The sequence below is a fragment of the Rhizobium rhizoryzae genome (genome assembly GCF_011046895.1).
In the GTDB taxonomy this organism is placed as follows: Bacteria; Pseudomonadota; Alphaproteobacteria; order Rhizobiales; family Rhizobiaceae; genus Neorhizobium; species Neorhizobium rhizoryzae.
On the sequence record NZ_CP049249.1, the window covers coordinates 112,249 to 131,289 of the forward strand.

Consider the following 19,041-nt stretch of genomic DNA (forward strand, 5'->3'; position numbering starts at 1 on the left):
GCCCGAAGACAGGCCAAAGGAGCCGGGAGATAGATCGGATATTCGGGCGGGCGTCGGCTGGCTACTTCTGGATATGACGCTCGTCTCCGGCGGCATGACCATGCTGGTCAAAATGCAAGGGGCCACCTATCCGGCGTTCCAATTGGTGTTCATCCGCGCCATGATTGGCCTGATGTTCATTCTGCCGCTGATCTGGAAACACCGTTACGAAATGCGCCGGATCCGCTATCCGTGGCGCAATATCGTCCGCATCACCTGCAACGCCATTGCCCTGACCAGCAACTTCGTCGCGATTACCCTACTCCCGCTGGCGACGGTGAATGCTGTCGGTTTTTCCCGGCCTCTCGTTACCATGGGTTTGGCTGTACTGATGCTGGGCGAGACGGTGAGCCGAATCCGCTGGGCGGGCGCGTCCATCGCCTTCGTTGGGGTTCTGTTCATCATCGCGCCGGGCGGTGCCGCCTTCGACTGGCGGATTTCGGTGATCATGATCTCGGTCGTTTTCGGTGCCTTGGCAACAGTCCAGACTCGCGCCTTGAAGCTTGAAAATTCCACCGTCATGATGGTGTTCTACACGGTGGGACTTGCAGTCATCACCGCCATACCAAGCGCGCTGACCTGGAAACCGGTGGCGACAGCCGACTGGATGCCGCTTCTGGGCATCGGCTTTCTGGCACAGCTTGGCCAATATTGTTTCCTGCAGGCCTATCGCAGTGCTGATGCCAGCATTCTCGCGCCCATAGGCTATCTCTCCATCATCTTCGTGACAGCCGTCGGCTATTTTGCCTTCCATGAGGTGCCGGAGCCGCGCGTCATCATCGGCGTTGCCATCATCCTGTCAGCACTCATCGGCGCAAGCGTCATCGAATACCGACGAACCTGAATCTATCCCTGACGTGACCTTGGTTGATGGATGAGGAATGCCGGGGATTTGCCGGTCATTTTCGCTACATCTTTGCAGTTGTGCCTGAGAGTGCCGTTTCTCGAGAAACCCGGTTGATCTTTACCAGTGAATAAACTACCTATGGTGGTGTATTTGAACTAATAATTATCAAAAAGTGTATCGTATTCTATACCGGAGGATATTTGAATGAAATCTGCTTTTCTCAATTTGGCCAGCAGATCCTGCTTTGCAGCCGCCCTTGCCATCTCGGGTGGTCTGTTTGTAACGGGATTGCCCACACCGGCACACGCCTGCGGGCCGGAAAGCTATATCGGTACCGTCTGCGCGTTCAGCTTCAATTACTGCCCTTCGAACTGGCTTCCGGCGGATGGACGAACCGTACCAGTGGGCACTTATCAGGCGCTCTTCGCGTTGATCAGCTACCAGTATGGCGGCAGCCAGACGACGAATACCTTCGCGCTTCCAGATCTGCGTGGACGAGCGATCGTCAATTCCGGCACAGGTCCCGGCCTGCCACAGCAGGTTTTCGCCAGCCAGTCTGGCGTGCCATCCACAGCCCTCACTGTTGCCAACCTGCCGCCGCATAATCACCAGGCAGTCTTCACAGGGACCGGAGGAGGGCAGCAGACTGTCAACATTCCGGCAACGCCTGGCACTCTGGGTGTAACAGCAACGTTAAACGCAAAGGATGAGGTCGGTGCCGCTGCGTTGAACGCAAATTCCTATCTTGGCAAGGGTGGCACAGGGGGAGGGGCGGCCAATATCTATGTACCTTCAACCAGCACCTCGGCTGACATACCGCTCAGCGGGTTACAGGTGCAACTGACAGGTACGCCGGGTACGGGCGCGACGAGCTTCACCTACCAATCCGGTATAACGGGTGGATCAGTTGCCGTCGGTAATACGGGCAATGGAGCAACCTTTAGCAATCAATCTCCCTCCTTGGCCATGAACTACTGCATAATGGTGAATGGTCTCTGGCCGGATCGCCCATGACCTCGCGTGATAATTGAGTGAATCAAGGTTGCAAGTGTATTGTTAATACACCTGAACCATGGCAAGAAGATTCGTGCCAGAGCACGTTTTAGTTGTAGTTAGTGCTAAATTAGTGGAAGCGTCCCCGGCTTCCTGCTGATGGTTTTCGCGCAGTAGAATTGCGCGAAAACCATTGCTGCAGATCTGTAGCGTCTCTGGCGAGACACTCGTGTGACGTGACAACGTCCCGGCCAGAGGGAACAGGCATGCAAGGCAGATTGGGCGGGGCGAAGCCCGCCGTTAAAGGATTTTACTGCAGAGCGGAAGTAGCGGGTGAATCAACCAGCCAACCGGGACCAACTGCAGTATTCAATCGTTTCCCAGCGATGTCTGCCTCGCTTCAACGTGTGTTGCCGTTATTGATGCGGCTTTGCCTTGTTCTCGCAGCGATATTGCTGACCGCTACGCATGCCGCGGCGGCGCTTTCGACTGCCTGTCAGCAGCTCAATACCGATTTTGGAAGTGGCCGAACATTCACAGTTGGAGACATCTCCTCTGGTAGTTCGGCTAATTTCAACAGTGACTACCCACTTCTGGCTGGTGAAAAAGTCACATGGCAGGCGAATGCTACTGCGGACCCGACGAATGATACTGAAGCCCAATATAGCGTTTACGATGGAAATTTTGCCTCACTTGCCGGAGCGCGAACCCGGAATGTCGGCTCCTTCTCACAATCCGGTTCCTACACTCTGACAGTGAATGAGACCGTCAATCTCGAGATCGGTACCGAGCGGAATGGTAACGAGACCTCCGGCGCCTCTATCACGATGACCGCCTCTTGCAGTGCCGCTACCGCATCGACAAATGCCAACCTTTCGAACCTCTCGTTGTCCTCCGGTACACTGTCACCGAGCTTTGCCAGCGGTACGACGAGCTATACCGCCTCGGTGGCCAATGGCGTGAGCACGATTACGGTGACGCCGACGGTCAGCGACGCGACCGCAACTGTGAAGGTGAACGGCACGACGGTGACTTCCGGCACGGCCTCGGGCTCCATCAACCTCAGCGTCGGCACGAACACGATCACCACGGTTGTGACGGCGCAGGACAGCACGACGACCAAGACCTATACGGTGACGGTGACGCGGGCGGCGGCGGTCTCGACGGATACTAACCTCGCCAACCTCTCGCTGTCATCCGGCACGCTTTCGCCAAGTTTCGCGAGCGGCACGACGAGCTATACCGCCTCTGTCGCCAATGGCGTGAGCACGATTACGGTGACGCCGACGGTGAGCGATGCGACCGCGACGGTGAAGGTCAACGGCACGACGGTCACGTCTGGCACGGCGTCAGGCACCATCAACCTCAGCGTCGGCACGAACACGATCACCACGGTTGTGACGGCGCAGGACAGCACGACGACCAAGACCTATACGGTGACGGTGACGCGGGCGGCGGCGGTCTCGACGGATGCTAACCTCGCCAACCTCTCGCTGTCATCCGGCACGCTTTCGCCAAGTTTCGCGAGCGGCACGACGAGCTATACCGCCTCTGTCGCCAATGGCGTGAGCACGATTACGGTGACGCCGACGGTGAGCGATGCGACGGCGACGGTGAAGGTCAACGGCACGACGGTCACGTCTGGCACGGCGTCAGGCACCATCAACCTCAGCGTCGGCACGAACACGATCACCACGGTTGTGACGGCGCAGGACAGCACGACGACCAAGACCTATACGGTGACGGTGACGCGGGCGGCGGCGGTCTCGACGGATGCTAACCTCGCCAACCTCTCGCTGTCATCCGGCACGCTTTCGCCAAGTTTCGCGAGTGGCACGATGAGCTACACGGCCTCTGTCGCCAATGGCGTGAGCACGATTACGGTCACGCCGACGGTCAGCGACGCGACCGCGACGGTCGCAGTCAATGGCACGACGGTGACTTCCGGTACGGCGTCAGGCTCGATCAACCTCAGCGTCGGCACCAACACGATCACCACGGTTGTGACGGCGCAGGATGGCACGACGACGAAGACCTATACGGTAACGGTGACGCGTGCGGCGGCTGTCTCGACGGATGCGAATCTCGCTAACCTCTCGTTGTCCTCCGGTACACTGTCACCGAGCTTTGCCAGCGGTACGACGAGCTATACCGCCTCGGTGGCCAATGGCGTGAGCACGATTACGGTGACGCCGACGGTGAGCGATGCGACGGCGACGGTGAAGGTCAACGGCACGACGGTCACGTCTGGCACGGCGTCAGGCACCATCAACCTCAGCGTCGGCACGAACACGATCACCACGGTTGTGACGGCGCAGGATGGTTCGACGACCAAGACCTATACGGTGACGGTAACACGGGCGGCGGCGGTCTCGACGGATGCAAACCTTTCGAACCTCTCGCTGTCGTCCGGCACGCTTTCGCCAAGTTTTGCGAGCGGTACGACGAGCTACACCGCCTCGGTGGCCAATGGCGTGACCTCTGTGACAGTAACGCCGATCGTGAGCGATGCCACCGCGACGGTGAAGGTCAATGGCACGACGGTGACTTCCGGCACGGCCTCGGGTTCGATCAGCCTCAGCGTCGGCACGAACACGATCACCACGGTGGTGACGGCGCAGGATGGCACGACGACGAAGACCTATACGGTAACGGTGACACGGGCGGCGCCTGTGACTCTGATACCGCAGGGCGGTGCGCTGGCTTCCGGCAACATCGGGCAAACCTATAGCCAAAACATTTCTGCAACCGGAGGAACATCAGCCTCTGGTCCCTACACATTTTCTGTGACCGGATCGCTGCCTGCGGGACTGACTTTATCGGCCGCCGGAGCCATCACCGGAATACCCATGGTGGCGGGCGAAAGCAGCTTTACCGTCACCGCGAAAGACGCGGACGGCACGACGGGCAGCGCCGTCTACACGCTTTTGATCGAGGGACAGATCATCCTGTCGCCAGGGGCAGGGTCTCTGTCCTCCGGGATAGTCGGAACACCTTATAGCCAGGGGTTTAGTGCCACAGGCGGCAAGGCGCCCTACAGCTTCGCAGTCAGTGGGACGTTACCCACAGGCTTGAGCCTTTCGAGTAATGGTGCCCTGTCTGGTACGCCGACGGCAGCGGCGAATGCGAGTTTTACCGTGACGGTAACGGATGCGGACAGGATCACCGCGTCGGGAACCTATAGCCTCGCGATTGTCGCAGCCGCCATCAAGCTTTCACCGAACGGAGGCGAGCTGGCGAAAGGCATGGCAGGCGAACAATATAGCCAGCCAATTACGGCGACGGGCGGCGTCGGAGCAACGACCTTCAGCCTGGTATCGGGCACCTTGCCGAAGGGGATGAGCCTGAACCTTTCAACAGGCGAACTGACAGGTCCGCTCGAAATCGGATCGGAGGGAGACTACAGCTTCGTTCTCCAGGCTCGCGATAGCACGGGTAACCTCGGAAGCGGTTCCTATAGCCTGAAGGTGGCGCCGCGAAGCGTGACGGTGACCGACAAGCAGATCGAGGTTCAGGCGGGATCGACGCCCGCTGACGTTCCGCTTCACCGGGGAGCGACGGGCGGTCCTTTCGTTACGGCGGAGAAAACTTTTGTCGAACCGCCGAACGCTGGCACAGCAACAATTATCCGCGGCCAGTTCGCCCAGGCGACGACGACGACGCCCGTTGGCTGGTACCTTCAGTTCACCCCAAACCCCAGCTATGCGGGTCAGGTGAGGGTGGGCTTCCGGTTGACGAGCGCGCTCGGGGTATCGAATACCGGAACGGTGACCTACACAATCGCTTTCGACAAGAAGAAGGTCACCGACGAGATAAATGGTCTTGTTGAGGATTTCGTTCGAGCCCGACAAAACCTCCTCGCCTCAACGATCAAGGTGCCAGACCTGATGAAGCGCCGGCGGTTGGAGACGGCCAAAGACCCTGTGACGACGCGCATACAGCCTTCGGCCAGCGGCGTGACCTTGGGTTTCTCCACCAGCCTTGTGCAGATGGAGTCGGCAGGCAGCAAAGGAACCCGCGGTTCCGGTGGATCTCTTTCCCCGTTCAATATCTGGATCGACGGCACCTTCATGGCCCATAATCGCGAGCAGAACGGTGATCGTTGGGGAAGCTTCGCCATGATCTCCACCGGAGCAGATTATCTCGTCACGGACAAACTGCTGCTGGGTCTATCCTTCCACTATGACCGGATGACGGACCCCACTGACAAAGACGCCGAACTGACCGGAAACGGCTGGCTGGCAGGGCCTTACGCCTCAATGGAAATCGCCAAGGGCGTTTTCTGGAATGCCAATGTTCTCTACGGCGGATCGGTAAATGATATCGAGACCGAGTTCTGGGACGGCGATTTCGATACCAGTCGCTGGCTGTTCGATAGCTCCATCAACGGTGAATGGCGGCTGGACGCTGACACTGTTCTGGTTCCGAAACTGCGCGCGGTTTATCTGTCTGAAACGGTAAAGGATTATGCCGTCAACAATGCTCAGGGCGATAGGCTGGACATCAAGGGTTTCACGACCGAACAGTTGCGGGTGAGCCTTGGTGCAGACCTGTCGAGGGATATTCATCTGGAGAACGGAATGGTTCTGACGCCAAGGATCGGGGTCACCGGGGGCTATTCCGGGCTCGACGGTTCGGGCGCGTTCGGGCAGGTTTCAGCGGGTCTCTCTTTGAATGCAGAGGCCGCCTGGACGCTCGATTTCGATCTGCTTTTCAATATTGACAATGATGGCGAGAGGTCACCCGGCGCCCGCGCGCGGATCGGTGGTAGGTTCTAGCGCGCAGTTCTACCGGGTTCGACTTTCAACACGGAGTCGAACCAGATGTCCGTGCTGTAAATCCTTGATCGACAAAGATCGAGGTCACAGGAAAGTTCGATCAGGTCGAATTTTCCCTGGTCATGAGAGGAAGACCAGTCACTTCGGCCAGATGGCCCGCTACGCCGGGAGCGGCCGCAAGCACGGGGCCGCCCATGACAAGATCCGCTGACGTGACGGGAAATGTTCCGGTACAGCCGCCAGCCTCCCGCACCATCAGGAGGCCGCCGAGACAATCCCAAGCATTCATGAAGTATTCGACGTAACCATCGGTGCGGCCTTCCGCAACCCAGGCTAGGGCAAGAGCCCCGGATGCGCCACGACGAACAGAGGCGCCTCCGGAAAAGACAGCGGTGAAAAGCGAGATATACTCACCCTCGGGCGTATGGTGCGACCAACCGAGTTCTATGCTGGCGGTTTCCAGCGTGGATGTCGCTGCAACCCTTAGTGGGACACCATTCTTTGCCGCGCCGCGTCCCCGCCGCGCCGTATAAAGTTCGCCGGTAACGGGATTATAGGTCGCTGCCAGTTCGGTTTGACCGTCCTCCACATAGGCGATAGCCACGCAGAAATGATCGATCCCACGAGCAAAGTTCGCTGTCCCATCGATCGGATCGACGACCCATAATCTGGAGCCGCCCGATCCGCCGCCGGTTTCCTCACCGAGCAGGCTATCCTCCGGGAAACGAGCTCTCAACTGCGCAAACACGCGTGCCTCAACGAGACCGTCGGCCTCTGTCAGGAAATCCTGGCGGCCCTTGAGGCTGAACTCGCCCGCACGCCGTTTGCGATAGCAATCAAGCGCTACTAGTCCGGCATCCCGGATGATGCCGTGAAGGGCGTTTTCGCGCTCGTCGAGAGTAGTGCTGCTCATAACGGCCTCCGGACTGCCGAACAGTCCCATACCTGTTTGGACTGATTAAGCGGACTTTTGTGCAAAGAGATCCGGAATGTCGGACAGGATCGTCTGCGCGCCGCAATCGAAGAAATGCTGTGCCACGTCCGGCTCATTGATAGTGGCGACGGCAAATTCGATGCCACTATCGGCCAGGATCTTCAACGAATCCTCTGGAAGGAAGTCTCGTTGCAGATGGAGGATCTGGCATTGCGTCTCTTCAAGAAGTGCCTTTGGCTTCTTTGGTGGGATGACCACGGCGTAAGCCCGCGGAACGTTCGGCATGAGCCGGGCCGCTGCATGAATGGAGCGGATGGAAAAGCTGGCAAGGAACAGTCCTTCGTGGTTGGCAGGCCAAAGATCCTTCATCAACGCAAGAGCGACTTCCGCAGTCTCAATGTCATCGCCGGGTGTCGGCTTCAATTCCAGCTGGAGATTGATACCGAGATCAAGCACGGTCTCCACCAGTTCTTCCAGCGTTGGAACCTTGGTGCCGGCGAATTCCGGTGCGAAATAGGCGCCAGCATCCAGTGCCCGTATCTCTTCAAGGGTCATGTTCCCCACAAAGCCGGTTCCGTTGGTGGTCCGGTCAACGCGATCGTCATGAATGATGACCGGTTGCATGTCACGGGTGAGCTTGACATCGATCTCCACCCAACGCGCCCCTTTTGCGGCAGCGGCGCGAATTGCTGGAATGGTGTTTTCGGGCGCCAGAAGCGGAGCGCCGCGATGTGCGATCAAGGCATCCGGAACGGCTACGTCACGACGGGCGATGGTTGCGTCAGGTCTCGGGTCTGTCAGATACACGTGTCAATTCTTTCTTTTTGATTGATAGAAAATGAGAGGGTGCGCCGCGATCGGGCCAACCGCGGCGCCTGAGGCATCGATGCACTCAGTTCTGGGTCACCTGGTTGATGAAACCCTTCTTGATCTCATCGCCGAAAGGTTTGGCCGCCCAAACGGTCGAGTATTTGCGATCGGCTGCCGGGATCAGGGCGACGGCGCTATCGGCTTCGGGATGCTGTGGCGCAATACCGAAGGACTTGGCGAATTCGGTCTGTGTCTTTGCACTGGTCAGCCAATTGATCAGCACGAGTGCAGCGGCCTTGTTTTTTGCATTGGCCGGAATGGCGATGACGTTGCCACCGCCGGGAAAGCCAAAGGACGGTATGTACATCTTGATATCCTTGGAGATCTCGCCCTTGCGCTGAAGCGCTGCCAGTTGGTCCTCCCAGGCGGCAATGATCTTGAACTCGCCCCCATTGAGACGCGTAATGCTGTCCGCATTCGACGCGGTAATGATGTAACCCTGACGGTTGTCCTTGAACCACTTCCAGGCCGGTGCCAGTTTGGCGATTTTTTCCGGCGTGGACGCGCCTTGCGAATAGTCGATATCGGTTACGACAGCGCGCGTGATGCTCTCGATGAGGGCCGGGCCAGAACCGCCATTTTCCACGTTGAAGCCCAGTTCTCCCGGATTCTTTTTCATGAAGGCCACGAATTCGTCCAGCGTATGCGGCAGTTCGGACTGCGAAACCCGGGCCGGATTGTAGGCAATGGCTGTCTGGTTACCCCAGAATGCAGGCGCATAGCCCTTGTTGTCCGTACCTTCCATGACGTAGCGAAGCTTGGCACCTTCCGGCAGCAAGGGCTTCAGAGGTCCGAACAGAAGTTCCTCTGCCTTGAAATTCTGCGGTGTCGAGCCGCCGAGCGAGATGACGTCGATGTCTCCCTGAGCACGGCTGCGTTCGGCGAGCATCTTGTCGATATTGGTCTTGGCGTCACCATCTGGAATGGTGACCTTGATGCCGTACTGGGCCTCGAAGGTCTTTACTTGCTCGCGCATGGCAGGCTGCGAGTACCAGTGGAACCAGTTGATCTGCCCTTCTTTCTTTGCCTGGGCCACGATCTCGTCCCAACTCATCTGGGTAAGGTCCTTGGCGGCCGCCTCAGTCTGGATGCCGGCCAGCGGCAGAACGGTTGCGAGCGCAAGAAATGCTACTTTTCTAAGCATGGCATCAATTCCTTGGTTTTCGTGAGTGAACAGAAACATCGACATCATCCCTTGCCGGTCACGACTGCGGGGTCCGCGCTTTTGAGAAGCCGTTCGGCGATCAGCATCAGGAGTACGTTGGGGACGACGAGGATCAGGGAAACGGCCGCAGCATTGGGCCGGATGAAGTTGTAGCCGAGATAGGAGTAGAGAATGGTTGGGACCGTGGTGAAATCCGGTGCGCCGACGATGTAGGAGATGGCGAACTCTTCTATGGACAGGATGAAAACGATGATTAGCGCAGCCAGGAGCCCCGGCTTCAGGACCGGCAGATAGGCCGTACGGAAGACGGTAACACGAGATGCACCCAGATCGCGGGCCGCATCGATAAGGTCCTGCCGCACCATCGAGAAGGACACGCTGAGCAGTCGGATAGCATAGGGCAGCAGGCCCACCGTATGGCCGATCAGGATTCCGAGAAATCGCGAATAGAGGCCAAGCTCGATCAGCAGCGCCGAGAAAAAGATGGCGCTGACAAAGCCGGGCAGAACCAACGGGACCAGTGTCAGCATCTGCGCAGCCGCCTTGCCGGGAAACTCCATGCGGCCAAAGGCATAGGCTGTTGGCGTGGCCAGCAGCAGGGTCAGGAATGAGACGCACGCCGCCAGCGTGTAGCTATTGTACATCGCTTGCGGCAGTGCGCTCGTCGCCCAGATTTCCACCCAGCGGCGCAAGGAAAGTACCGGCGGAAGCACGGCAGGATAGGCCCATGGGGTTGATGGGTCCACCAGAGACCAAAGAACTGCCATGCAGAAGGGAAGAACCAGGGCGACGAAGAAGACGGCGAGGGCAAGCAGGATGAGCAGTTGACGCTGCCAGAAGGGTGTTGAGCGGGAGGGTGTGGTCATTGATTATCTCCCCATCCGACGAACAAGAAGTTGCATCAGGCCTGCAAGGATGAGTGAGCCGAAAAGCGAGAGTGCCATCAGCATGACGGCCACGACCGCCGCCTCATTCCACCCATGCGCTGCATTGTCGGACTGAACGCGGTGCATGAACTGCGCCATGGACTGAATATTGGTCGGCCCCGCCACCACCTGGAATGACCAGTCGCCTGCTGCGCCGATAAAGATCAGAATGAGCGCCGCCTGCAAGGCACGCAGCGTCAGCGGCAAGATGACCCGCCGAAGTCGTGCAAGACTTCCTGCACCCAGATCCCGGGCTGCATCCAGAATGTCGTCACCGATTGAGCGAACGGAGCCGGTGACGACGAGAAACGCCAGGGGCATGTTCTTCCAGACCTGCAAGATCACCACGCCAATGGCATAGCTGTCGTTCTGCATCCGGATTGGCCGGTCGATGAGGCCGAGCTTGACCAGTGCGACATTCAGGAAACCCTGAAAGGAAATGAAGTTGACGAACAGGAAGGCGGCCACCAGACCGTGGACGAGGAGCGGCGCCTTGATCATGGCGCTGATCAGATCGGAGCCTGGAAAGGGGCGCCTGAGCCACAGCGCCACCGGATAAGCGAGCATGACCGAGATCAGAGAACTCAGGATCGCGATACGCGCCGAGTACCAGAACACGCGCCAGAACTGGCTTTGCGACAGCATGCCTTCCCAGAATTCCAGCGAGAAACGGTCATCACCCGCGAAATTGAAATATCCGATCGACTGCGACACGGCCATTCCCACCACGAGTGACATGAAGGCGACGATGGGAAAAAGCCCGGGAAGCAAGAGAAGGTAGGGAGTGATACGCTGCCGTTTCATCGGACAGCCTCGGCGAGAAATCGGATGGCATCAGGCGCAATCACGACGCCGATGGTCTCACCTTCGGAAACAGGAGCAAACCCGTGGGTCTGAATGCGATAGCGGCTTGTCGCGTCACCAAGCGGATGGACGGAAAAGTCGCATTGGCTTCCCAGGAAGGTACGGGTGGTGACTTTGACGTCAAAGCGGTTCTGTGCGTCTGCAGTGGGCTTCGTGACGTGCGCGTCCTCCGGTCGCCAGCAGGCATAGACATGATCTGAGACCGGCGGGGTGTCCGAACGGACAACTGCTTCGCCCAGGGGGCAACTGACCTTGTATTCGCCCTGGGTGCGATCAACGTCCAGAATACGCAGCGGCATGATGTTGGCCGTGCCGATGAAATCTGCCACGAAGCGGTTGGCGGGGTTGCGATATATGTCTTCCGGACGTCCCATCTGCTCGATGACGCCCGCCCGCATGACGATGACGAGATCGGACATGGCAAGCGCTTCTGCCTGATCGTGGGTGACGTAGACGGCGGTGAACCCGTGCTCGCGCTGCAGCGCCCGTATCTCCATGCGCACATGATCCCGCAGCTTCGCATCGAGGTTGGACAGCGGCTCATCGAAGAGCATGACCCCCGGGCGGACTGCCATGGCGCGCGCAAGCGCCACGCGTTGCTGCTGCCCGCCGGAAAGTTGCCCCGGCAGCTTGGCCAGTTGCGAGGACAGGCCGACCTGCTCTGCGACTGCGGCAACCCGCGCGGCAATGTCCTGTGCGCCAAGCCTGCGCTGGCGAAGCCCGAACCCGATGTTGTCGGCAACTGTCAGATGCGGGAAGAGAGCATAGGACTGAAAGCACATGGCCGTGTCGCGCTTTTCTGGCGGCACGTCCTGCATGTTCTGACCTTTGATCTCAATCGTCCCGCCATCAAGCGGAATGAAGCCGGCAATTGCTTTCAGAAGTGTCGTCTTGCCGCAGCCGGAAGGGCCCAGCAGCGTAACCAAATGTCCTTGCGATGCTTCGAAACTGACTTCGCTCAAGGCCTGGAATGTGCCGTAACGCAGACTTGCGCTGCGAACGGACAAAGCGGTCGACGCTTGTGCCACGGTGTTACCCTCCCTGTAGACGAGCTCAATTCTGACGTTGAGCTTGATTTATCATGCTTTGTGTATAATATTTATGACAGGTTTTTGACTGTTGTAAATAGCGGCATCATCGGTAAAAAGCTCTTTGAATGGTAGAGAACACAGGTTGTGACCTTATGTTTTTATGTTTATTGCATAATTTTTATAGGAGCACCGTGTACGTATTGCCGAGGGCGTTAAAAGCCTCTAGGGGTTGTATGTCCGGACTGAGAGGTAAAGGCTGAGATGTCTGAGAAGGTGAGCGATCTCTCGGGAAACGAGCGAATGATTCTCGAGATCGTGCGCAGGGCACCCAATATTCTGCGGTCTGCCGTTGCGCCTGCCACCAATCTCACACAGCCTTCGGTGCACAGAATCATCGATCAGCTTCTGGAGATGGGACTGCTCACCCTGGGCGATCCGGTCATTCACGGGCGCGGCAAGCCGAGCCCTTCGCTTAAGCTGAACGCTGAAGCACGTTTTACGATCGGCATTTCCGTCAATACCGACAGCATAGCGTTCGGATTGTGCGATTTTGCCTGCCGTATCGTTTACGAGGAAATGCTGGAGGTCGCGCCGACCAACAGGCGTGATACGCTCTTCGTTTTGAAAGAACGGCTGCGCGCGGTTCTGGCGGAGCGGGGAGTTATGCAGGACAAGCTCGCTGGCATAGGATTTTCCATGGCGGGTTTCTTTATTGGCCCCGAGCGATATTTCAATGCGCCGGAACTCCTGCGTGACTGGTCGCTGGTAGATCTACGCAAGGAACTGGAAACGCTCTTCGATCTTCCGGTCTGGACCGAAAACAACGGTACGACAGGCGCTATAGGGGAGTCTGCCGTTGGCGCAGGCCGAAACTTTTCTACCTTTGGCTACCTTTCCTTCAACTACGGTTTTGGTGGAGGCATCGTTCTGGACGGCAAGCCATTCTTCGGCGCTTTCGGTAACGCAGGGGAACTTAGCCGGGTCTTCACTCTGGAGGAGGGACCTTCGCGGCCGGCTCTTGGCGAATTGCTCAAGCGGCTCGATCGTTCAGGCATCGCGATCGCGAATATTCGTGAGTTGCGACAACGCTTCGACCCGACCTGGCCGCAGGTTTCCGAATGGGTCGAGGAGGTTGCGCCCACACTCAACAGGGCGATCGACATGCTGCGCGCTGTCATCGATCCAGAGGCGATTGTCTTCGGTGGTGAACTTCCACCCGCCCTGGGTGAAATGCTGATTGCCATCCCCCCTTCGTCCACAAAGCCGCGATATGGTCTGGAAGCCCCTTATCCGCACCGGCTGCTAAGCCCCATTCAATCGGATCCCGCAATTCTGGGCGCAGCGCTCATTCCGCTGATGGATCAGTATTTTGCCTGGTCGCTTCCAAAGCCGTGAAGATGTGTGTTGTTCCCCTGAAAGACCGTCGTTTCGAGAACGACGGCCCTCGTCGCAAAAATGATGCGCATGATCACAGAGAGACCAAAGCGGGTGTCCCTGCCTGCTACTCCGCAAACACTTCGTCACGACCTCTGCGGATATTCGGAATGATTGCAACGATCAGCAAAAGGGCAGACAGGATGATGAGTCCGGCGCTGATGGGCTCGGTTACGAAGGTGGACAGGGAGCCGCGTGACAGGATGAGCGCCCTGCGCAGGTTTTCTTCCAGAAGTTTGCCAAGCACGAAACCGAGCAGCATGGGTGCTGGCTCGAAGCCGAACCGGGTCAGCAGATAGCCCACGAAACCGAAGAGGCCGATCAGAAGGACATCCGTCGCCTGTGAGTTGATCGAGTAGATGCCGATACAGCAGAAGACGAGGATGGCCGGGAATAGCAACCGGTATGGCACCTTGAGCAGCTTCACCCAGACGCCGACCAGCGGCAGATTGATGATGAGCAACATCAGGTTGCCGATCCACATCGAAGCAATCATACCCCAGAAAAGTGAGGGTTTGCCCGTCATGACCTGTGGACCTGGAATAATGCCATGGATGGTCATCGCGCCGACCATCAACGCCATGACGGCATTGGCGGGAATGCCGAGCGTCAGAAGCGGGATGAAAGATGTCTGGGCACCGGCGTTGTTTGCCGACTCTGGCCCTGCCACACCTTCGACGGCACCCTTGCCGAAGCGAGAGGGGTCTTTCGAAAGCTTCTTTTCCATCGCGTACGACGCGAAGGGAGCCAGAATTGCGCCGTTCCCGGGCAGAATGCCGAAGGCGGATCCCAAAAGCGTTCCGCGCAAAACCGGCGCGATCGACTGGCGTAGTTCCTCCCGGTTTGGCAGCAGCCTGCCGATTGCTCCCCGCACGACATCGCGCTCTTCCGGTTGGCCGAGATTGCGCAGAATTTCCGATACACCGAACACACCCATTGCCAGCACGGCGAAATCGATCCCATCCCATAGGAAGGGTTGGCCGAAGGTCATGCGCTGGTCGCCTGTTTCCAGATCGGTGCCAACCGTGGAAAGCAGCAGGCCAAGCATGATCATGGCAATCGCCTTGATGATCGAGCCGCCCGCCAGAACGACGGCGAACACGAGGCCCATGACCATCAGCGCGAAGTATTCGGTCGGTCCGAACAGAAGAGCGACGCGTGTCAGCGGGGCACCGAGTGCTGCAATGAAGATCGTTGCAACGGTGCCGGCGAAGAAGGAGCCAAGTGCCGCGATGCCCAAAGCCGCTCCGGCCCGACCCCGACGAGCCATGGCATGACCATCAAGGGCGGTAACGACAGATGTTGCTTCACCGGGAATGTTCACCAGAATGGCAGTCGTCGAACCACCATATTGCGCTCCGTAGTAGATGCCGGCGAGCATGATCAGCGCGCCAGTCGGATCAAGGCTGAACGTAATTGGCAGAAGCATGGCAATGGTTGCGACAGGGCCAACACCCGGAAGAACGCCGATCAGCGTTCCTACAAGGCAGCCAAGGAAAGCAAGCGCCAGGTTTTGCAGGCCAAGCGCGACCGAAAATCCCAGCGACAGGTTTGAAACAAGCGTATCCATCAGTCCTGCTTTCCATCAACCGTCGAATTTGAGAGATGCCTCTCTGTAGCGAACAAGCCTGCGGAGATGCAAAGCATCACAGCGGCTGTGACCCGCAGCACCAGTTTTTGCGACCAGCCCTCGGGAAGGCTGTCGATGAGAAAGGCCGGCAGGATCGGGATCGGCAAGTTCAGCAGATCTCCAAACATCAGCATGCAGACCGGCGTCAATCCGAATGCCAGCGCCAGAAGCTCGCGCAGGCGTGCCTCTGGCGTCGCAAATCCGGCAATTATGATTGCAAAGGGGGCTGATACCATCAGGCCCAGTCCCGGAACGTTGACCGGGCCAATGCGCCATGAACTGATGGTCGCAGCGAAGAAGCCAATGGACAGGAGAACGAAAACGGTGCCGCGAAGCTCCGTTTTCTCGATCGCCGAACCATGACGCACGAGGGCGACACCAGCGATGATGAGACCAAGGCTACCCACACCGATGGCCAGGGCACGGGGCAGAAGCGCCGAACCCATTTCGGAGAGCGAACCTGCATTGAGGTCACTCAGCAACCACAGCGCCAGGCCGGCGACACCGGCCAGAGCCAGCCCGCCGGCAAAGTTCTGAGGCGCCTTGATGGCCCGCCCGGCATCCCGCTGACGGGGTTCGATCTCATTCATTCGCAGCCTCCCTGCAGTCATGCCCTAAAGATGTCAGTTCGGTTCGATTCCCAGATCCTTCAGGACCTGACCGGTATAGGCATGCTGGGCTGCTAGAAATTTCTTCGCGCCAGCCGGAGCCACGTTTTCACCCTTTTCCATCTCGAAGCCGAGCGTGGGAGCCCGTTCCAGAACGTCTGGTTCGGCAATTGCCTTGGCGACGGCCTTGCTCATGGTTTCGACGATCGCATCCGGCGTTCCAGCCGGAGCCATGATCATGAACCAACCCTGTAGCTCCATGTTTTTCAGCGTTTCAGCAATGGCTGGCACATTGGGAAGCGTGGCGATCCGCTCCTTGCCGGCGACTGCAATCGGACGCAGCGATCCGTCCTTGATGAAGGCCTCGACGACCGATGCAGACTGAATGGTCACGGGTGTACGACCACTGATGCTGTCCTGCACCGCGTTCGAGATCGTGTTGTAGGGAACCAGTGCCATCTTGGTTCCGGCCTGCTTGTTGATAGCCTGCGCGATCAAGCCGGAAATGTTACGCGGCCCATCCACGGCGATGCTGAGAGAACCGGGATCAGCCTTTTCGAGGGCGATGAGCTCTGCAAGACTGTTTGCTTTCACGTCCGGATTGACAAGCAGGATGTGATGGCTGCGCGCAACCATGGCAACCGGCACGAAGTCTTTCAACGGATCGTAGGACAGATTCTTGATCGTGTAGGGGTTCGTTACCAACGCTGCCGACGTTGCGAAGACGAAGGTGTATCCGTCATTGGTGGCGCGCGCTGCCGCCTGCATTCCGACGACATTGGCGGCGCCTGGACGGTTTTCAACGATGAACTGCTGGCCCAGGGCGCGTGAGAGCTTGTCGGTGATTATGCGGCACAGCACGTCGGGGCTGTTGCCAGCTGCCTGCGGCACGATGACGGTCACAGGCCGTTGCGGCCAGTCCGCTGCCGTTGCCAAGGTCGGGGCAGCAAGGGCTGCGCCCGCTGCGCCAGCGATGAACATGCGTCTAGAAATTTTGAACATTCTTACCTCCCAAGGTTCAAATCAAAATCGGGTACAGGGCCGCCCTCCTCCGGGCGGCCCTGCGCATCAGGCCGCCAACGTCACATCGACAAGATTTGACGTAGGGCTCAGGATCTGCCGCAAATCCTGATCGCGAGCAGCCTGGAAAGTGAATTCCTGTGTCTCTACGCCCTGGCTGTCCCAGAAGGCGAGGCCGGTGCCGTTTGCGGATGACAAAAGCCAGCGGGCCGACCCGCTGAGGACCTGTGTCGAATAAACCGTGTCCGCCGGGATGTTGGCAAAGTCACCAGCGCCCATCACATAGGCTTCGCCATCGAGAACAAGCGACAATGCGCCTGACAGAAGGTAAAGATTGACATGCGTCTCGGCGTGCCGGATTGGCGGCATGCTTGCACCGAGACCGGCCTCGATTGTGCGGATCTCCATCCTGTCATCGCAAAGGCTTGCTGGCAGCACCGTTGTGGCAAGATGGCCAGCCAGACGGTGGCGCGGTCCATATCCGGACTGAAGGACGAAAGACTGACGCTGCTGCGGCAACTGGCGGTCTGTCTCATTGCCATCGGTGACCTCGGCGTAGACCGCTTCCGGCATACGCATAACGCCAAAACGCTGCATTGCGGGACCCATGCGTGAGAAATCGAACGGGTGATTGGATGCTGGCAGTCCCGGTTCGAGCCAGACGCTGCCGGCACCTTCGAAGAAACCTTCCCAGCCGCCGGGCGCTACGATTCCAAAGAACTGCGTGCGCGGAGCAACCGATTGATAGGCATGAACCACGTTCGGCGGTACGAATGCGAAATCGCCCTCGGTCAGGATACGGGAGCTGTTCTCCGCCCAGATGCGGAGTCGGCCTCGTGTGCAGAACCAAGTGTCATATTCTCGCTCATGGTAATGAAGCGGGATAGGCTGCCGGTCGAGCGTTGCTTCGCAGACGACCGCTCCATAGCCACCCGCAGTCTCATCGGTTCCTGCCAGGACCGTGATAATCTGACCGGCAACGTTGAATGCGTCGCCTTCTCCCTGGCGCAGGACATAAGCAACTGATTTTCCCGGTAGGGTACGAAGTGATCCCGACATAAATTTTCTCCTCAAAATTCTACTGTTTCAGGCTGCGTTCGAAGAAACGAAGCAGCGGCGCCGCCAGCCGGGCCGAATGGGTGCCGGCCATTTCGGGATCTTCTTCGGAGAACCAGAGATGCGCGGCATCCGGCAGCTCGAGTGCGGTGACCGGATATCCCGCCTGACGAAGTGTTTCGGCGAAATGGGCCGATTGCTGGGGCGAAACCTCCCGGTCCAGATGGCCCCAGCACAGGAAGACCGGCATGCGGCGTTGATGGCTGATCTGCCTCAGGGGCGACGCCTGATGGTAAAGCAGCGGTTCGGAAAAGGGTGAAGCGCCCAGCAGCAGTTCGGTCTTGTCTGGCGCCGTCACGCTATTGATGGCGCGATCCGCCTGCCAGTGCGCCATAAGATCATAGACGCCATAGATCCCTGCAAGCGCCTTTGGCGCCGGGCAATCAATGGACGAAAGACTGGCGAGTGCTGCCAGATGGCCACCTGCAGAAGCTCCCAGAATGCCGATGCGTTCGCCATCAATGCCATAGGTTGATGCCATGGCCGCGAAGTGGTGCAGAGACGCTTCGACGTCCTGAAGATTTCCAGGAAACGCAGGCGCACCTGCACTTGCGCGGCGATAGTCGACGCTGGCGAAAGCAAAGCCGTTTCTCGCGAATAACTCGCCCCAGGACCGCAGCGCCGAACGATGGCCGCGGATCCAGCCACCTCCCGGTACCGCAACAATCAACGGAAAGGGACCAGACTCATCAGGCATAAACAGATCTGCCTTGAGTGCCTGCCCGTCGGTGCTTGAATACTCGATCGTCTTCATGAGCCGGTCCCTGGTTCTGATCAGCGCTGAGA

Annotated in this window: 15 protein-coding genes; 4 read left to right on the forward strand and 11 right to left on the reverse strand. The window is 58.5% G+C overall.

The annotated features are described in order from the left end of the window. The first annotated feature begins 73 nt into the window (after window positions 1-73). From G6N80_RS01405 to G6N80_RS01415, 3 genes are all read left to right on the forward strand, one after another. On the forward strand, window positions 74-883 hold the full coding sequence (locus G6N80_RS01405; protein WP_165132251.1) for a DMT family transporter: 810 nt from the start codon (window positions 74-76) through the stop codon (window positions 881-883). Between the two features lie 207 nt (window positions 884-1,090). Continuing rightward, on the forward strand, window positions 1,091-1,900 hold the full coding sequence (locus G6N80_RS01410; protein WP_165130752.1) for a phage tail protein: 810 nt from the start codon (window positions 1,091-1,093) through the stop codon (window positions 1,898-1,900). Between the two features lie 401 nt (window positions 1,901-2,301). Next, entirely contained in the window at window positions 2,302-6,657 is a 4,356-nt protein-coding gene (locus G6N80_RS01415) for a cadherin-like beta sandwich domain-containing protein (RefSeq protein WP_165130754.1), read from the forward strand. A gap of 100 nt (window positions 6,658-6,757) precedes the next feature. Here the strand turns inward: G6N80_RS01415 and G6N80_RS01420 are convergent, their stop codons facing one another. The 6 genes from G6N80_RS01420 to G6N80_RS01445 form a co-directional block, all read right to left on the reverse strand. After that, window positions 6,758-7,570: an inositol monophosphatase family protein gene (locus G6N80_RS01420; RefSeq protein WP_165130756.1), complete on the reverse strand. Its 813-nt coding sequence runs from the start codon at window positions 7,568-7,570 to the stop codon at window positions 6,758-6,760. 45 nt (window positions 7,571-7,615) lie between these two features. Continuing rightward, window positions 7,616-8,392, reverse strand: a complete 777-nt coding sequence (locus tag G6N80_RS01425) for a glycerophosphodiester phosphodiesterase family protein (protein ID WP_210300860.1) — start codon at window positions 8,390-8,392, stop codon at window positions 7,616-7,618. 91 nt (window positions 8,393-8,483) lie between these two features. Next, entirely contained in the window at window positions 8,484-9,605 is a 1,122-nt protein-coding gene (locus tag G6N80_RS01430) for an extracellular solute-binding protein (protein ID WP_246251380.1), read from the reverse strand. Between the two features lie 44 nt (window positions 9,606-9,649). Beyond that, window positions 9,650-10,492 carry an ABC transporter permease gene (locus G6N80_RS01435; protein ID WP_165130758.1) on the reverse strand — a complete coding sequence of 281 codons (843 nt, stop codon included), beginning with the start codon at window positions 10,490-10,492 and terminating at the stop codon, window positions 9,650-9,652. A gap of 3 nt (window positions 10,493-10,495) precedes the next feature. Continuing rightward, window positions 10,496-11,356, reverse strand: a complete 861-nt coding sequence (locus G6N80_RS01440) for an ABC transporter permease (protein WP_165130760.1) — start codon at window positions 11,354-11,356, stop codon at window positions 10,496-10,498. After that, entirely contained in the window at window positions 11,353-12,444 is a 1,092-nt protein-coding gene (locus tag G6N80_RS01445; protein ID WP_312223067.1) for an ABC transporter ATP-binding protein, read from the reverse strand. The genes G6N80_RS01440 and G6N80_RS01445 overlap by 4 nt, the downstream gene beginning before the upstream one ends. Window positions 12,445-12,708: 264 nt before the next feature. Here G6N80_RS01445 and G6N80_RS01450 point away from each other — a divergent pair, with 264 nt between their 5' ends. Then, window positions 12,709-13,842, forward strand: coding sequence for an ROK family transcriptional regulator (locus tag G6N80_RS01450; protein ID WP_165130762.1), 1,134 nt, complete (start codon window positions 12,709-12,711; stop codon window positions 13,840-13,842). Window positions 13,843-13,948: 106 nt separating this feature from the next. Here the strand turns inward: G6N80_RS01450 and G6N80_RS01455 are convergent, their stop codons facing one another. The 5 genes from G6N80_RS01455 to G6N80_RS01475 form a co-directional block, all read right to left on the reverse strand. Further along, entirely contained in the window at window positions 13,949-15,451 is a 1,503-nt protein-coding gene (locus G6N80_RS01455) for a tripartite tricarboxylate transporter permease (RefSeq protein WP_062556858.1), read from the reverse strand. Beyond that, window positions 15,451-16,101, reverse strand: a complete 651-nt coding sequence (locus G6N80_RS01460; protein WP_165130764.1) for a tripartite tricarboxylate transporter TctB family protein — start codon at window positions 16,099-16,101, stop codon at window positions 15,451-15,453. Before G6N80_RS01460 ends, G6N80_RS01455 begins: the two co-directional genes overlap by 1 nt. 33 nt (window positions 16,102-16,134) lie before the next feature. After that, entirely contained in the window at window positions 16,135-17,121 is a 987-nt protein-coding gene (locus G6N80_RS01465; protein ID WP_165130766.1) for a Bug family tripartite tricarboxylate transporter substrate binding protein, read from the reverse strand. Window positions 17,122-17,187: 66 nt separating this feature from the next. Next, window positions 17,188-18,198 carry a cupin domain-containing protein gene (locus G6N80_RS01470; protein ID WP_165130768.1) on the reverse strand — a complete coding sequence of 337 codons (1,011 nt, stop codon included), beginning with the start codon at window positions 18,196-18,198 and terminating at the stop codon, window positions 17,188-17,190. A gap of 19 nt (window positions 18,199-18,217) precedes the next feature. Beyond that, a complete protein-coding gene (locus tag G6N80_RS01475) occupies window positions 18,218-19,009 on the reverse strand; it encodes an alpha/beta hydrolase (RefSeq protein ID WP_165130770.1) in 792 nt (263 codons plus the stop codon). Window positions 19,010-19,041: the final 32 nt, after the last annotated feature.

Coding starts and splice junctions, on each gene's coding strand:
- G6N80_RS01430 (WP_246251380.1), bottom strand. CDS start 9,605: ATGCTTAGAAAAGTAGCATTTCTTGCGCTCGCAACCGTTCTGCCGCTG.
- G6N80_RS01470 (WP_165130768.1), bottom strand. CDS start 18,198: ATGTCGGGATCACTTCGTACCCTACCGGGAAAATCAGTTGCTTATGTC.
- G6N80_RS01475 (WP_165130770.1), bottom strand. CDS start 19,009: ATGAAGACGATCGAGTATTCAAGCACCGACGGGCAGGCACTCAAGGCA.
- G6N80_RS01450 (WP_165130762.1), top strand. CDS start 12,709: ATGTCTGAGAAGGTGAGCGATCTCTCGGGAAACGAGCGAATGATTCTC.
- G6N80_RS01440 (WP_165130760.1), bottom strand. CDS start 11,356: ATGAAACGGCAGCGTATCACTCCCTACCTTCTCTTGCTTCCCGGGCTT.
- G6N80_RS01415 (WP_165130754.1), top strand. CDS start 2,302: ATGCGGCTTTGCCTTGTTCTCGCAGCGATATTGCTGACCGCTACGCAT.
- G6N80_RS01410 (WP_165130752.1), top strand. CDS start 1,091: ATGAAATCTGCTTTTCTCAATTTGGCCAGCAGATCCTGCTTTGCAGCC.
- G6N80_RS01455 (WP_062556858.1), bottom strand. CDS start 15,451: ATGGATACGCTTGTTTCAAACCTGTCGCTGGGATTTTCGGTCGCGCTT.
- G6N80_RS01435 (WP_165130758.1), bottom strand. CDS start 10,492: ATGACCACACCCTCCCGCTCAACACCCTTCTGGCAGCGTCAACTGCTC.
- G6N80_RS01420 (WP_165130756.1), bottom strand. CDS start 7,570: ATGAGCAGCACTACTCTCGACGAGCGCGAAAACGCCCTTCACGGCATC.
- G6N80_RS01465 (WP_165130766.1), bottom strand. CDS start 17,121: ATGTTCAAAATTTCTAGACGCATGTTCATCGCTGGCGCAGCGGGCGCA.
- G6N80_RS01405 (WP_165132251.1), top strand. CDS start 74: ATGACGCTCGTCTCCGGCGGCATGACCATGCTGGTCAAAATGCAAGGG.
- G6N80_RS01460 (WP_165130764.1), bottom strand. CDS start 16,101: ATGAATGAGATCGAACCCCGTCAGCGGGATGCCGGGCGGGCCATCAAG.